The organism is Terrabacter koreensis, assembly GCF_054783315.1.
The window spans coordinates 38783-53654 of sequence record NZ_BAAGQU010000012.1; the positions used below are offsets into that span (position 1 = coordinate 38783).

13 protein-coding genes are annotated in these 14872 nt (G+C 72.3%); 8 read left to right on the forward strand and 5 right to left on the reverse strand.

Annotation, left to right across the window (positions count from 1 at the left end):
* Positions 1-77: 77 nt before the first annotated feature.
* On the reverse strand, positions 78-614 hold the full coding sequence (locus ACYVNR_RS19115; RefSeq protein ID WP_461050234.1) for a GNAT family N-acetyltransferase: 537 nt from the start codon (positions 612-614) through the stop codon (positions 78-80).
* A 34-nt stretch (positions 615-648) separates the two neighbouring features.
* Between ACYVNR_RS19115 and ACYVNR_RS19120 the strand changes: the two genes are divergently transcribed.
* Positions 649-2151, forward strand: coding sequence for a sulfatase family protein (locus tag ACYVNR_RS19120; RefSeq protein ID WP_461050236.1), 1503 nt, complete (start codon positions 649-651; stop codon positions 2149-2151).
* Here the strand turns inward: ACYVNR_RS19120 and ACYVNR_RS19125 are convergent.
* Positions 2148-2387: a hypothetical protein gene (locus ACYVNR_RS19125; protein WP_461050238.1), complete on the reverse strand. Its 240-nt coding sequence runs from the start codon at positions 2385-2387 to the stop codon at positions 2148-2150. The genes ACYVNR_RS19120 and ACYVNR_RS19125 overlap by 4 nt on opposite strands.
* A gap of 60 nt (positions 2388-2447) precedes the next feature.
* Complete coding sequence (locus tag ACYVNR_RS19130; protein ID WP_461050240.1) at positions 2448-3323, reverse strand: CHAD domain-containing protein; 876 nt, start codon at positions 3321-3323, stop codon at positions 2448-2450.
* A gap of 108 nt (positions 3324-3431) precedes the next feature.
* Here ACYVNR_RS19130 and ACYVNR_RS19135 point away from each other — a divergent pair, with 108 nt between their 5' ends.
* The 6 genes from ACYVNR_RS19135 to ACYVNR_RS19160 all read left to right on the forward strand — a co-directional run bounded on the left by ACYVNR_RS19135 (position 3432) and on the right by ACYVNR_RS19160 (position 12142).
* Positions 3432-4373 (forward strand): S1C family serine protease, encoded by a 942-nt coding sequence (locus ACYVNR_RS19135; RefSeq protein ID WP_461050242.1) that lies wholly within the window; start codon positions 3432-3434, stop codon positions 4371-4373.
* A gap of 95 nt (positions 4374-4468) precedes the next feature.
* Positions 4469-5617: an AAA family ATPase gene (locus ACYVNR_RS19140; RefSeq protein WP_461050244.1), complete on the forward strand. Its 1149-nt coding sequence runs from the start codon at positions 4469-4471 to the stop codon at positions 5615-5617.
* Positions 5596-6615 carry a DUF58 domain-containing protein gene (locus tag ACYVNR_RS19145; RefSeq protein ID WP_461050246.1) on the forward strand — a complete coding sequence of 340 codons (1020 nt, stop codon included), beginning with the start codon at positions 5596-5598 and terminating at the stop codon, positions 6613-6615. Before ACYVNR_RS19140 ends, ACYVNR_RS19145 begins: the two co-directional genes overlap by 22 nt.
* 10 nt (positions 6616-6625) lie before the next feature.
* The gene (locus tag ACYVNR_RS19150; RefSeq protein ID WP_461050248.1) at positions 6626-7609 is read left to right on the forward strand and encodes a VWA domain-containing protein; all 984 of its coding nucleotides are present in this window, start codon (positions 6626-6628) and stop codon (positions 7607-7609) included.
* Positions 7610-8743, forward strand: coding sequence for a VWA domain-containing protein (locus tag ACYVNR_RS19155; RefSeq protein ID WP_461050250.1), 1134 nt, complete (start codon positions 7610-7612; stop codon positions 8741-8743).
* Positions 8744-8929: 186 nt separating this feature from the next.
* Positions 8930-12142: a GH92 family glycosyl hydrolase gene (locus ACYVNR_RS19160; protein WP_461050252.1), complete on the forward strand. Its 3213-nt coding sequence runs from the start codon at positions 8930-8932 to the stop codon at positions 12140-12142.
* Positions 12143-12157: 15 nt separating this feature from the next.
* Here ACYVNR_RS19160 and ACYVNR_RS19165 read toward each other — a convergent pair whose 3' ends face one another.
* Together ACYVNR_RS19165 and ACYVNR_RS19170 are read right to left on the reverse strand one after the other, a co-directional pair.
* Positions 12158-12733 carry a DapH/DapD/GlmU-related protein gene (locus ACYVNR_RS19165; protein WP_461050254.1) on the reverse strand — a complete coding sequence of 192 codons (576 nt, stop codon included), beginning with the start codon at positions 12731-12733 and terminating at the stop codon, positions 12158-12160.
* Positions 12734-12782: 49 nt separating this feature from the next.
* A complete protein-coding gene (locus ACYVNR_RS19170; protein ID WP_461050256.1) occupies positions 12783-13802 on the reverse strand; it encodes a zinc-dependent alcohol dehydrogenase family protein in 1020 nt (339 codons plus the stop codon).
* Between the two features lie 173 nt (positions 13803-13975).
* Between ACYVNR_RS19170 and ACYVNR_RS19175 the strand changes: the two genes are divergently transcribed.
* On the forward strand, positions 13976-14872 hold the full coding sequence (locus tag ACYVNR_RS19175) for a helix-turn-helix transcriptional regulator (protein WP_461050258.1): 897 nt from the start codon (positions 13976-13978) through the stop codon (positions 14870-14872).

A 14872-nucleotide genomic window follows, 5' to 3' on the forward strand; every position in this document is an offset into this window, starting at 1 on the left:
TTCGTCGAGCGCCCGTTTCCTCACGTCGGGAAGTGAGCACTCGACGCTGCTTTCGTCGAGTGCTCACTTCCTGACGCTCAGGTGGGCTCGGGCGGGTCCTGGCCAGGAGGTGTGGGGTCACCGAGCCGGCGCTGCACCCACGTGACGTCGTGCCAGGCGCCGAACTTGTGGCCGATGTCGCGGTAGGTCCCGACCGTCTCGAAGCCCATGGCTGCGTGCAGCCGCCCGCTCGGCACGTTCGGCTGGGTCATGCCGGCCGCGGCCATGCGGTAGCCGCGATCGGCCAGGCGCCGCAGCAGCTCCTCGTAGAGCCGGCGGCCGCCGCCGCGGCCCCGGCGGTCCATCCCGAGGTAGACCGACACCTCGCACGACCAGCGGTAGGCCGCGCGCTCCTTGAACGGCCCGCCGTAGGCGTACCCGACGACCTCGCCGGCGTCCTCCAGCACGAGGAACGCGTGCGAGCGCTGGGCCGCGGCGATGCGCCGGCCCATCTCGTCGGGGCTCGGTGGGTCCGTCTCGAACGTGATCGACGTGCCCGTGACGTACGGCGCGTAGACGGCGGCGACCGCCGCGGCGTCATCGGCCGTCGCGTCTCGCACGATGGGGTGCTGCATGCGCCGATGCTAGGCCGCGTCTAGCGTGGAGCCGATGAGCACTGCCCCGACCCCGCCGAGCCGGCGCCCCAACATCGTCTTCGTGCTGAGCGACGACCACGCCGCCCACGCGATCGGCGCCTACGGCTCGGTCGTCAACCGCACACCGCACATCGACGCGGTCGCCACGTCGGGCGCGCGGCTCGACAACCTCTTCGCGACGAACTCGCTCTGTGCGCCCAGCCGGGCGACGATCCTCACCGGCACCTACAGCCACGTGAACGGCGTGACGACCCTCGACACCCCGATCGACGCATCGCAGCCGACGTTCGTCACGGCACTGCGCGAGGCCGGCTACCGCACGGCCTTCGTCGGCAAGTGGCACATGGGCGACGGCTCGACCGGTGGTGTGAGCCACGACCCGCAGGGCTTCGACCACTGGGAGGCCCTCATCGACCAGGGCGAGTACCACGACCCACGCTTCCTCACGGCCGACGGGCTGCGCGTCGAGCAGGGCTACGTCACCGACCTCATCACCGACCTCGCCCTGCGCTGGGTCGAGAGTCTGGAGGGCGACGAGCCGTGGTGCGTGCTCGTGTGGCACAAGGCGCCGCACCGGTCGTGGGAGCCGGACGCCGAGCACGAGGGCATGTATGCCGTGGGCGCGCCCGGCGTGGACGGGCTGATCCCCGTGCCGGCGACGTTCACCGACGACCTGTCGGGCCGCTCGGACACGGCCCGCCGTGCCGCGATGCGGATCGCCGAGCACCTGACGGCCGAGGACCTCAAACAGCCTGTGCCGGAAGGCCTCTCCCACGACGAGGAAGCGTTGTGGAAGTACCAGCGATACATGGAGGACTACCTCGCGTGCGTCGCCTCCGTCGACGACAACGTCGGTCGGGTCACCGACTGGCTGCGTGAGCGCGGCGACCTCGACGACACGATCGTCATCTACTCCTCCGACCAGGGCTTCTTCCTCGGCGACCACGGCTGGTTCGACAAGCGGTTCATGTACGAGGAGTCGATCCGCATGCCGTTCGTCCTCTCCTACCCGGCGGCCATCCCGACCGGCCGTTCGTTCGACCGCATCGTCACGAACGCCGACATCGCGCCCACGCTGCTCGAGGCCGCGGGCGTGACCGTCCCGGCGCGCATGCAGGGCCGGTCGTTCTGGGGCAAGCTGACGGGATCATCTGAGCCCCAGCAGGATCCGGACGCCGAGGGCTTCTACTACCGCTACTGGATGCACGACGACAGCAGCCACCAGGTCGGCGCCCACTACGGCTACCGCACCCGCGAGCACACGCTCATCCACTTCTACAACGACGGACTCGGCCTGCCCGGCTGCTCCGACCGGCGCTTCCCCGCCGAGTGGGAGCTCTACGACAACGTGCGAGACCCGGAGCAGCTGCACAACGTCGCCGACGACCCGGCGCACGCCACGGTCCGCGAGCAGCTCGAGGCACGGATGTGGTTCGCGCAGAAGGCGGTCGGTGACGAGCCACACCCGGAGCAGCCGGTCCCGCGACTTGTCGCCGAGGGAGTGGTCAGCGGCTAGGGCGCTCGCCCGGCCGGAGGGACCACGATGGTCCCGCAGGAGCCGTAGCGAAGGGCTCGGGCACTGTGGTTGAAGACCCCTCGGGTGACGGGCACCCCGGTGAGGTCGCCGAGCAGGCCGCCCCCCTGCTCCTTGAACTTCACACCCGGCGAACGACCGACGATCTCGCCGGGCGTCATCGCCGGTGCGGAGCAGATCGGGCAGGTGAGGTCCACGTCCATGCCAGTGGGACTCACGCGGCGACCACGGCGTTCCGGCAGACTCGATCCGGCGGCCCCGACGGCCCGTGGGCGGCGTCAGCCACGGTGCTTCGCCAGCTTCTCGAGCGCGTCGAGCGCATCCAGCGACTGTGACCTGAGGTCGCGCAGGACCCGCTGCTCGTCAGCGTCGAGGTGACCGAGGAGGAAGGCCGCGGCCTCGCCGCTGTCGACGTCGAGCGCAAGGTGCCGCAGCGTCGCGCGCGTCACGGTCGCGTCGTGGTGCAGGCCGATGACGTCCTGGGTGGCCTCGGCCACCTCCTCGATCTCGCGGATGCGCGACCCTGCGACGGGAGCGGCTGCCTCGGCCGCGTAGCGCAACCGCTTGGCGGCCTTGCGCACGTCGTGCAGCCGGGTCGCCTGCTCGTCCGCGTCGCCGGCGGCCCGCACGAGGGCGATCCGCTCGACGACACGGTCGAGGTCGTGCTCGACCCGCTTGCGGGCGAAACCCTTGCCGCCGCGATCCGAGGCAGCCGTGACCGGAGGGTCGCCTACGACTGCGTCGAGCAGACCGAGCACCGCGGCATACCTCGTCGAGGCCAGCGTCTCGTCGACGACGTCGCCGGCGGCCGTGAGGTCGAGGCGCAGGCGCGCGCGCAACCCGCTGACGGCGTCGTCGAGGCCCACCGGCTCGGCGTCAGCGAGCAGCGCCTCCGTGTGCTCGATGACGACCTCGACGTCGCGGGCGCGCCCCAGCAGCACCGACACCCACCGCAGCTCGTCGCGCAGCGGGTCGGTGGCCGAGCGCTCGAGCACCGGCCGGAAGGTCGCGAGCGCCGAACGGATGCGGCGGATGGCCACGCGGACGTCGTGAAGCCCCTCGGGCTCGCCGGCGCCCAGGGCCTGCTCGGCCACGGCGAGCGCCTCCCGCTGCTCCGCGAGGCGTTGACGCACCAGGGACGCGGCGGACGGCATACGCCATTCCTACCCGTGGCAGGGACCGCGAGCCACCCCTTCGGCGGAACCTGTGAACCCTCAACGGACCCCTGCCGCTCACGGCGATCGAAACGTACAGTCGAAAAGGTGGCACGGGTCACCGCTCCCCCTGCAGTCGACACCGCCGCCCCTGGCGCCGGGCCACCCCTGCGCGCCCGCCTTCTCGCGCCACCCGGGGCAGCGGTCGAGGCTGCCGAGCCGCCACCACCAGACGGGTCGTGGCAGCGCACCCGCCGCCGGCTGGCGGCGGCCCCGCGCTGGGTGTGGGGGTGCGTGGCCGTCCTCGTCCTCGTCGCGGCGGCAGTGACCACGTATGCCGTCACGCGCCCGCCGAGCCCTGCGCCCATCACGCAGCGCGACGTCGACCTGACCGTGCAGAAGGGGCTGGAGCGCCAGGCGGAGGCCGACGCCGCGGCACCCGCCGACGCGAGCGTCGCGCACGCCGCGATCGCTCCCTCGCTCGTCGTCATCAGCACCCGAGGCACGTCGGCCGGGCGGCAGTCGCAGGGCAGCGGCGCCGGTGTCGTCGTCAACGCCGACGGCACGGTGCTCACGGCGTTGCACGTCGTCGAGGGCGCCACCGCGATCACCGTCGCCTTCTCCGACGGCACCAGCACGCCGGCGACGATCGCGTCGCGCAAGCCCGAGAGCGACATCGCGACCCTCACCCCGGCGAAGCTGCCCGAGACGGTCGTGCCGGCGGTGCTCGGCGGCGGGGTGGCGGTCGGCGCACCCGTCTTCGCCGTCGGCCACCCGCTCGGGCTCACCGACTCGCTGTCGGCCGGCGTCGTCTCCGCGCTCGACCGGACCGTGCGGGTCGAGAGCAACCGCAGGCTCGAGCACCTCATCCAGTTCGACGCAGCCGTCAACCCCGGCAACTCCGGCGGGCCGCTGCTCAACCGGGCCGGGCAGGTCGTCGGCATCGTCACCGGCCTCGCCAACCCCACCGACCAGTCGCTCTTCGTCGGGATCGGCTTCGCGGTGCCCATCGCGACCGCGGGCGGCGGGGGCGGCGGCATCGCGCGCTAGGCACCAGGCCGCACACGTCACGGGCCGCACACGTCATCAGCACGACCCACCAGCAGCAGGGCAGCACGACCAGGCAGCAGCGACAGGAGGACGGCATGGAGGGCGAGGCAGGCAAGGGGCAGACGGGCTGGCAGGGTGGCGGGCAGGGTCGGCACGAGCTGGAGCAGGCGCTCTACGAGGTTAAGCGGACCATCGTCGGCCAGGACCTGCTGCTCGAACGCATGATGGTCGCCCTGCTCGCGCGCGGGCACCTGCTCGTCGAGGGCGTGCCGGGGCTGGCCAAGACGATGGCGATCAAGACCCTCGCGCACGCGATCGGCGGCGAGTTCCAGCGCATCCAGTTCACGCCCGACCTCGTGCCGGCCGACCTCATCGGAACCCGCATCTACAACCAGCGCGACGGCGAGTTCCAGGTCTCGCTCGGGCCCGTCTTCGCCAACCTCGTGCTCGCCGACGAGATCAACCGGGCTCCGGCGAAGGTGCAGAGCGCCCTGCTCGAGGTCATGCAGGAGCGCCAGGTGACGATCGGGCGCGAGACCTTCCCGGCGCCCGACCCGTTCCTCGTCATGGCCACGCAGAACCCCATCGAGTCGGAGGGCACGTATGCCCTGCCCGAGGCCCAGGTCGACCGCTTCATGCTCAAGGTCCTCATCGGCTACCCCTCCGCCGCCGAGGAGTTCGTCGTCGTCGAGCGGCAGATCTCGGCCGCCGTCACCACGATCAAGGTGCTGGACCCGGAGATGCTGCGCGTCTTCCAGCGCGAGACCGACGCCGTCTACGTCGACCCTGCGGTCATCGAGTATGCCGTCCGGCTGGCCGCGGCGACTCGCGAGCCGGCGCTCGTGGGCCGGGACGACCTCTCTCGTCTGCTGACCTACGGAGCGAGCCCGCGCGCCTCCATCAACCTCGTGCTGGCCGCCCGGGCGCTGGCGTTCCTCCGCGGGCGCGACTACGTGCTGCCGGGCGACGTGGGCGACCTCGCGCGAGACGTGCTGCGGCACCGCATCGTGCCCTCCTACGAGGCGCTGGCCGAGGACCTCACGCCGGACGACCTGCTGACGCCGATCATCCACGCCGTCCCGGTGCCGACCGCCCCGCTGCGCGAGCAGCAGGTCCGCGAGCAGCAGGCGCGTGGCTCGGTGGCCGGGGCGTTCGGGGCGGAGTCCGGTGGGATCCCCGCAGGTGGCACCGCCGGCACTGCGGGCACGGTCGGTGACTCGACATGGGCGCGACCGACACGCTGACCGCCGAGCGGCTGCTCCGGCACCTCGAGTGGAGGGTGGTGCGGCGGCTCGACGGGCGGCTCCAGGGCGACTACCGCAGCCTCTTCCGCGGGTCGGGGCTCGACTTCACCGACCTGCGCGAGTACGAGCCCGGCGACGACCTGCGCCACATCGAGTGGAACGTCACGGCGCGGCTCGACACGCCCTACGTCCGCGAGTTCGTCGAGGACCGGGAGCTGACGGCGTGGCTGCTGCTCGACCACTCGGCGTCGATGGGTTTCGGACCCGTCGACCGGCAGAAGCACCTCGTGCTGGCGGAGGTCGCGACGACGTTGGCGCACGTGCTGACCCGCGGCGGCAGCCGGGTCGGGGCGATCGTCATGGACACCGGGGTCGACGCGATCGTCCCGCCGGCGTCCGGGCGCATCCAGGTGCTGCGTATCGCCAAGCTGCTGCTGGACCGGCGCGAGTCCCGCGCCGCCGAGGAGCCCTCCGCTGCCCCGTCCGGGTGGCGCGACCGGCTGCGGCCGAGGACGGGGCGGGCGGGCGGAGCCAGGCGGCCGGCATACGGCGCCGGGGCGCCCGACCGAGCCACCGAGGAGCGGACGGTCACCGACCTGGCGCTCCTGCTGACGGCGGCAGCGGGCATCGCCCGCAGACGTGGGCTCGTGCTGGTCGTGTCGGACTTCATCAGCGCCGAGGGGTGGGAGCGGCCGCTGGCCCGGCTCGCCCGGCGGCACGAGGTGGTCGCGATCCAGGTCGTCGACCCGCGCGAGAGCGAGCTGCCCGACGCAGGCGGCGTCTACGTCGAGGACGCCGAGACCGGCGAGCAGATCTTCGTCGACACGAGCGACACGGTGTTCCGGCAACGGCTGGCGACGGCGGCCGACGCGCGGCAGGCCGACCTCGAGGCGCGCGCCCGCAAGGCGGGGGTGGACCTCTACACCGTGCGCACCGACGACGACCTCGTGCGGTCGCTCATGCGCATCTCCGAGCTGCGGCGACGGAGACGGCGATGAGGAGACGGCGATGACGCTGACGTGGCCGTGGGCGCTCGCGGGACTGCTCGTCGTCCCGGTGCTCGTCGTCGGCTACCGGCGCGTGCTGCGGGTGCAGGAGCAGCGGCGCGCCGCCCTCGCCGAGCAGGGCCTCGTCATGCCGGCACCGCGCCGCGGCTGGCGGCGCCACGCCGGACCTGCCCTGCTCATCGGGGCGCTCACCGTGCTCGTGCTGTCGCTGACCCGCCCGGTGGCGACGTTCGCCGAGCCGCACCGCGAGGGGACGGTCGTGCTGGCCTTCGACGTGTCGAACAGCATGGCGGCCAAGGACGTCAAGCCCTCGCGGCTCGAGGCGGCCAAGGCCGCGGCCCGCGGGTTCGTCGAGAAGCAGCCGCCGTCGGTGCGCATCGCGGTCGTGGCCTTCGGCGGCACGGCGCTCGTGACGCAGCGACCGACGGAGGACCGGGCCGCCGTGCTGGCAGCCGTCGCCCGCCTCAAGCCGTCGGGCGACACGTCCCTCGCGGACGGTGTCCTCACCGGGCTGAGCGCGATCGTCGGCAAGCCCGTCAAGGCGCCCGGCGACGCGGAGGCGGGAACGCAGGACGAGACGCCGATCGGCTTCCACGGCGGCACCGCGATCGTGCTGCTGAGCGACGGTGAGAACACGGCCTCGGCCGACCCGGTCAGGGCGGCCGAGCTGGCGTCGGCGGCCGGGGTGCGCGTCGAGCCGATCGGGCTCGGAACCCCGGGGGGCACCGTCATCGAGGTCGACGGGTTCAGCATCGCGACGGCGCTCGACGAGGCGTCGCTGCAACAGATCGCCGAGACGACGGGCGGCACCTACCGCCGGGCCACGGACGCTGCGTCCCTCGCGGCGGTCTACGACTCGATCGAGCTCCAGTGGACGACACGCACCGTGCCGCACGAGGTGACGTCGTGGCTCGCTGCCGCGGCAGCCCTGCTGCTGCTCGGCGGCGCGACGATCTCGGTGCTGCGCCAGGGGCGGGTGATCTGAGTGTCCTTCGGGCTGCCCGTGCTGCTGCTGTCGCTCCTCTCCCTGCCGCTCCTGACCGGCGCCTACGTGTGGCAGCTGCGGCGCCGCCGGCGCCAGGCCGTGCGCTTCTCCAACGTGGCACTGCTGAGGTCGGTGGGCGCCGGGTCGCGCTCGTGGCGCCGGCACGTGCCGATCGCCCTGGTGCTCGCCGCGCTCGGACTGCTCGGCCTGGCCTCGGCGCGTCCGACCGTCAGGGCGCAGGTGCCCGTGTCGAGCTCGACGATCATCCTGGCGCTCGACGTCTCCGGGTCGATGTGCTCGACCGACGTCGACCCGAACCGGCTGGCCGCGGCCCAGGCTGCGGTGCGGTCGTTCATCGAGAACCAGGACGGCGAGACGAAGATCGGCTTCGTCGTCTTCTCCGGCTTCGCGCAGCTGGCGGTGGCCCCGACCCTCAACCGCGACGAGCTGCTCGCGGCGCTCGACGCGGTGACGACCGGGCGCGGCACGACGATCGGCGCGGCCATCCTGCGCTCCATCGACGCGATCGCCGAGCTCGACCCGAACGTCGCACCGTCGGACGCCGTCGCCGAGCCGACGACCGACGGGCCGGGCTCGGCCGACCCGACGCCCTCGCCGACACCGACGCCCGGCGCCGGGACCGGTGGCCCGGGCACGGGCGACAAGCCGGCCGTCGCACCGGAGATCATCGTGCTGCTCACCGACGGGGCCAACACCCGCGGCGTCACGCCGGCCCAGGCGGCGGAGCAGGCCGCGGCCCGTGGTGTGCGGGTCTACCCGATCGGGTTCGGCACGACGAACCCCACCCAGATGGCGTGCACGCGAGAGCAGTACGGCGGGTTCTCGCAGCCCCGCACCCGTGACTTCGGGGGTGGGCCCGGCGGTGTCGGCGGCGCGGGCCGCAACTTCCTCGTCGTCGACGAGGCCGCGCTCAAGGGAGTCGCCCAGACGACCGGCGGTGAGTACTTCGCGGCGACCGACGCCGATGCCCTGACCAAGGTCCTCGCCGAACTGCCCAAGCACGTCACGGTGACCGAGCAGGACGTCGACCTGAGCGCGGCGTTCGCCGTCGTCGCTGCGACCGTCCTCCTCGCGGGCCTGGCCCTGTCGATCGGCCGCCCCCGGAGAGCCTGACCGCACGACCGACCGCACGACCGACACCCGAAGTCCGGTCGCGTGTCCGATTCGGACAGCTTTGTCCTCCCGCACGGCCTACCGGCCGGTCACTCCCTGCCCTGTGCCAGCCTCCATGGCGTCGCTCACCAGCCCGTTCCGGCTGCCGAGCGCGCTTCTCACCGACGAGACCACGGAGGCGTCCGCATGCCAACCCCGTCCCTCTTCCGCCGCACCGCCGTTCGGGCCACCGCGCTCATCGCGGCCGGTGCGATGGCGGCGGTCACAGCGCCGGCGTCCGGTGCCGGCGCGGCGCCGTCTGCCACGCCCACCGCGCGGTTCGCCGCCGACCCGACGACCCTCGTCAACACCTCGATCGGCAACAACGGCGACGGCACGACCTTCCCGGGCGCCGCGATGCCGTTCGGCATGGTGCAGAACAGCCCTGACACCCGGCTCAAGCAGTACGCGTCCTACGACTACGCCGACACGACCACCGTCGGCTTCAGCCAGATCCACCTGTCCGGCGTGGGCTGCCAGACGACCGGTCTCGTACGCCTGATGCCGACGACCGGGGCGGTGACGAGCTCGGACCCGACGGCATACCGCTCGGCCTTCTCGCACGAGCGCGAGAGCGCGGCGCCCGGTGACTACCGGGTGAAGCTCGACCGCTACGGGATCGACGCCGAGCTGAGCGCGACCGACCGCACCGGGCAGCACCGCTACACCTATCCCGCGGGCCAGTCCCAGAACGTCGTCGTCGAGGTCGGCGAAGGCAACGGCTACACCTTCGGCGCCGACGTCAGGGTGGTCGGCAACGACACCATCGAGGGCCACGTCAGGGGCGGCAACTTCTGCTGGGAGACGGCGAAGGAGCGCTACGACGTCTTCTTCTCCCTGAAGTTCGACCGACCGTTCACGGCGTACGGGGCCTGGGGCTCGACCGGCGCCCCGGTCGAGGGAGCACGCGAGCGCAGCACCACGGCGAACAACGGCCGCACCGGCGCCTACGCGACCTTCGACAGCGCCGCCGGCCACCAGGTGCGGGCCAGCGTCGGCATCTCCTACACCTCCGTCGACGGGGCGCGCGCCAACCGCGTCGCCGAGACCGAGACCGAGGCCGCCGGCGCCACGACCTCCTTCGACGCGCTGCGCACCCGGGCGCACGACGCCTGGAAGGGCGAGCTCGAGCGGATGCGCGTCGCCGGTGGGACCACGACCGACCAGCGCACGTACTACAGCGCGCTGTACCGGTCACTGCTGCACCCGTCGGTCGGATCCGACGTGGACGGGAAGTACCGCGGCCTGGACAACACGGTGCACACGTCGAGCACGCCGTACTACCAGATGTTCTCGCTGTGGGACACGTACCGTTCGCAGAACCAGCTCGTCGCGCTGCTGCACCCGCGGCGAGCGGCCGACATGGCGAAGTCGATCCTCCACGTCTACGAGGACGCCGGGTGGCTGCCCCGCTGGGCCCTGGCCGGCAGCGAGACGAACGTCATGAGCGGTGACCCCGTGACGCCGTTCATCGTCACCCTGTGGCAGCGCGGGATCCTCGACGACACGACGTCGCGCAAGCTCTTCGCGGCCCTGTGGCGCAATGCGACCGAGGTCCCGGCCGACCAGTCGACCTTCCGGGGTCGCGACGGCAACCCGACGTACACGAAACACGGCTGGGTCGGCTACCAGGACCGCGGGGGCTACCAGTGGGGCGACTCACGCCAGGCCGGCTCGGCGACGCTCGAGTACGCGTACGGCGACTGCATGCTCTCGACGATGGCCACCGCGCTCGGCGAGGACGCCAAGGCGAAGGAGCTCGCCGGCCGGTGCACCAACATCGAGGAGCTCTGGGACGCCGGCGGCGAGTCGAAGGGCTTCACCGGCTTCCCCCGGCCGCGAGCCGCCGACGGCGCGTGGGTCGGCTCGTCCGACCCCACGACGAGCAACGCGTTCCACGAGGGCACGGCGTGGCAGTACCAGTGGCTCGCCCAGCAGGACCCGACCTCGCTCTTCCGCCTCATGGGCGGCTCGACAAAGGCCGAGCAGCGCCTCGACACGTTCTTCGACATGCCGAAGGTGCTGAGCAGCCCGCAGACCGTCGCCCGTGACTCGTGGGTCGTCGGCGCGTACGACTACCACAACAACTTCGCGTTCAACCCGAACAACGAGCCCGACCTGCACGTGCCGTGGATGTACGCGTGGACCGGGGCCCCGTGGAAGACGTCCGCCATCACCCGCGCTGCCCGCCCGCTGTTCACCGACACGGCATACGGGATGCCCGGCAACGACGACCTCGGCACCATCTCGTCGTGGCTCGTCTTCTCGATGGTCGGCATCTTCGAGGCCCAGCCGGGCAGCGGCAGCTTCGTCCTCAGCGCGCCGATGTTCGAGCGCACCGAGATCACGCCCGAGGGCGGCGAGCGCATCCGCGTCAACGCCCCCGGCGCCAGCGCGAGCCGGCTGCAGTACATCGCCTCCGCCGCGAGGGGCAATCCCGCCCACCGCGCGCCGTGGACGAAGAGCTGGATGAGCAACCGCGACCTGCTCTCGGCGCACACGATCGACCTGACCCTCACCGAGGACCCGCACAGCACGACGTGGGGCACCCGCGAGCAGGACCGGCCGCCGACGTTCGGGCCCGGCCTGAGCAAGGACGTCTTCGTCAGTGCGTCGCCCAGCGAGGGCATCGCGACCCACGACGACCCGGCGACGGTCACGGTGAGCGTGTCCTCTCTGAGGGACTCCGCACAGCACCTTGCGTATGCCGTCCAGGCACCTGAGGGGTTCGTGGCGACGCCCGCGACGGCAGACCTCGATGTTCCTGCGAACGGCCGCGCGACGACGTCGTTCAGGGTGACCCCGCCGGTCGATGCCGCCTCCGGGTGGCACGACGTGCTGGTCACCGTCACTGACCGCGACACCGGGAAGGCGGTCGCCACCCAGGTGGCGCGGATCCGGACGCCCAACCGTCCCCACTCCGGGTCGTGGGCCTTCTCGGCGCCGCAGGAGAACAACATGACGGCGACCCTGAGCCGCGATGTCGACCTCACGTCGGCGAGCGGACCGGTCACGTGGTCGACGTGGCTGAACCGCGACACCGAGAGCGGCTTCGACTACGTCCACCTGCAGGTCTCGACCGACGGCGGCACGACGTGGACCACGCTGGGCGACCGGCTCGACGGCAGCAGCGGAGGGTGGCAGAAGGTCACGCGCGACCTGACGGCATACGCCGGGTCGTCGGTGAAGGTGCGCGTCGCGTACGTCACGGACGGCGGTGTGCTCGGCGCGGGCGTCGTCGTGGACGACCTGTCGGTCACGGCCGGCGGCGCGACCGTCTTCTCCGACGACGTCGAGACGGCCGACCCTGCGTGGACCGTGTCGAAGTTCGTCCGCACCCAGGACATCCCGCTCCCGTGACCCTCGGGTGAGCGGTCAGGCGCGGTAGCCGGTCGGGCGGATGAGCCTGGCCGGCACGCCCGCGACGACGGCGTCGGCCGGTACGTCCTTCGTGACGACCGCGCCGGCGCCGACGATCGCCCCGTCGCCGATGGTCACCCCCGGCACGACGGTGACGCCCGCGCCGAGCCAGACCTTCCTGCCGATCACCACCGGGGCGGGCACCATGTCGGCGCGCCGGTCCGGGTCGACGGCATGGTTGAGGGTCGTCAGGGTGCTCCCGTGCCCGATGAGCGTGCCCTCGCCGATGCGAATGCCGCCGGTGTCCTGGAAGCGGCAGCCCATGTTGACGAAGACGCCCTCACCCAGCTCGAGGTTCTTGCCGAACTCGCTGTAGAACGGCGGGAACACCGTGACCGACGCGGCCACGGCCCTCCCGGTGAGCTCCGCCAGCAGCGCCCGCACCTCGTCGGGCGTGCGGTAGGCGCCGTTCAGCCGTGCCACGACGCGCAGCGCGTCCTGCGCGGCGTCGTGCATGAACTCGTGCGCCGCCGAAACGCCTTCGATGACGCGTCCGGCGTCGACGTGGTCGAGGAAGTCCTGAAGCTGCATTGCTGCTCCTCTGTCTTGTTGCGTGAGGTGACCCAGTGGGGGGCCCGGGTCAGACCGTCAGCAGCACCTTGGTCGCGGTGCGCTCGTCCATGGCCTTGTAGCCCTGGGCTGCCTCTTCGAGCGGGAGGGTGAGGTCGAAGACCTTGCCCGGTGCGATCTTCCGGTCCCAGATGAGCTGGATGAGGTGTGGCAGGTACTCCCGCACCGGTGCCGGACCGCCGTGGAGGTGCACGCCGGCCATGAACAGCTCGTCGCCGGGGATCGCGACGTCGTGCGAGACGCCGACGAAGCCGACGTGGCCACCGGGCCGGGCCGAGTGGATGGCCTGCATCATCGCCTCCTGCGTGCCGACGGCCTCGATGACCGAGTGCGCGCCGAGGCCGCCGGTCAGCTCCTTGACGCGCGCGACACCCGCCTCGCCGCGTTCCTCCACGATGTCGGTCGCGCCGAACTCACGGGCGAGCGCCTGCCGGTCGGCGTGCCGGCTGAAGGCGATGATCCGCTCCGCGCCGAGCTCACGGGCGGCGAGGATGCCGAGCAGACCCACGGCGCCGTCACCGACGACGGCCACGGTCTTGCCCGGCCCCGCCTCGGCTGCCACCGCGGCGAACCACCCGGTGCCGAGCACGTCGGAGGCCGCCATGAGCGACGGGATGAGGTCGGCGTCGGGCTGCCCCGGCGTCGCGACGAGGGTGCCGTCGGCGAGGGGGATGCGCGCCAGCTCGGACTGGGTGCCGATGGTGCCCATGAGGACGCGGTGCGTGCAGTACGCCTGGTAGCCGGCCTTGCAGATCTCGCACGTGTTGTCCGAGGCCCAGAACGACCCGACGACGAAGTCGCCGACCTTCACGGTGCGCACCTCGGAGCCGATCTCCTCGACGACGCCGACGTACTCGTGCCCCATGACCTGGTGGTCGACCGGCTCGGCGCCGCGGTAGGGCCACAGGTCGCTGCCGCAGATGCACGTCGCCCTGAGCCGGATGACCGCGTCGGTCGGCTCGATGATCTGAGGGTCCTCGCGGTCCTCCATCCGCACGTCGCCGGGTCCGTACATGACAACTCCACGCATCGCGTGAACTCCTTCGACTCGCTTCTCGCGGGCCGCTGCCCGCCGGGGCCGAACAGCCCCACCCACGAGTGAAGCCGCCGGCGCGATGTCGCGGGAGTCCCTGTCGAGGGACGTACTGACAGGGCACCTCTCGCGGCTCGGCGCACCGTTCCACGCGGCATACGCTCGAAGGCGTGGACAACCGCCAGGAGGTGCGCGAGTTCCTGATGACCCGCCGCGCCCGGATCACCCCAGAGCAGGTCGGTATGCCGGCCGGCCGAGGTCGTCGCGTTCCCGGCCTCCGTCGCAGCGAGGTCGCGACGCTCGCCGGCCTCAGCGTCGAGTACTACGCCCGCCTCGAGCGAGGGCAGATCGCCGGGGCGTCCGCGGGCGTCCTCGACGCACTCTCCCGGGCGCTGCAGCTCGACGACACCGAGCGCGCCCACCTGCTCGACCTCGCCCGCGCCGCCGACGGCATCCCCACGTCGGGGCGGCCACGGCGACGGGCAGCCGGCAAGCCGGCATCGCGGCCCAGCCTGCAGTGGGCGCTCGAGTCGATCCGCGACGGCGTCGCGTTCGTGCGCGACCCGCACCAGAACCTGCTCGCCACCAACACCCTCGGCCGCGCCTTCTACTCGCCCGTCATCGGCGAGGGCGGGCGGATGCCCAACCTCGCCCGGTTCCAGTTCCTCGACCCTGCGTCGCGCGACTTCTACCCGGACTGGGAGCTCTTCGCCGAGATGTGCGTCGGCATCATGCGCGCGGAGGCCGGCCGCGACCCGCACGACCGCGGCCTGCAGGACCTTGTCGGCGAGCTGTCCACCCGCAGCGAGGTGTTCCGGCGCCTGTGGAGCGCGCACGACGTGCGCACCCACGGCACCGGCACCAAGCGGTTCAACCACCCCGTCGTCGGCGAGCTGACCCTCGCCTACGAGGAGCTCGCCATCACCGCCGAGCCCGGCCTCGTGCTCATGGTCTACACGGCCGAGCCCGGCTCACCCTCGGCCGAGCGGCTCCAGCTGCTCGCCTCCTGGGCTGCCTCGACACCAGCACCGACGGCCACCACGGACACCCCGATCACCAACGGCTAG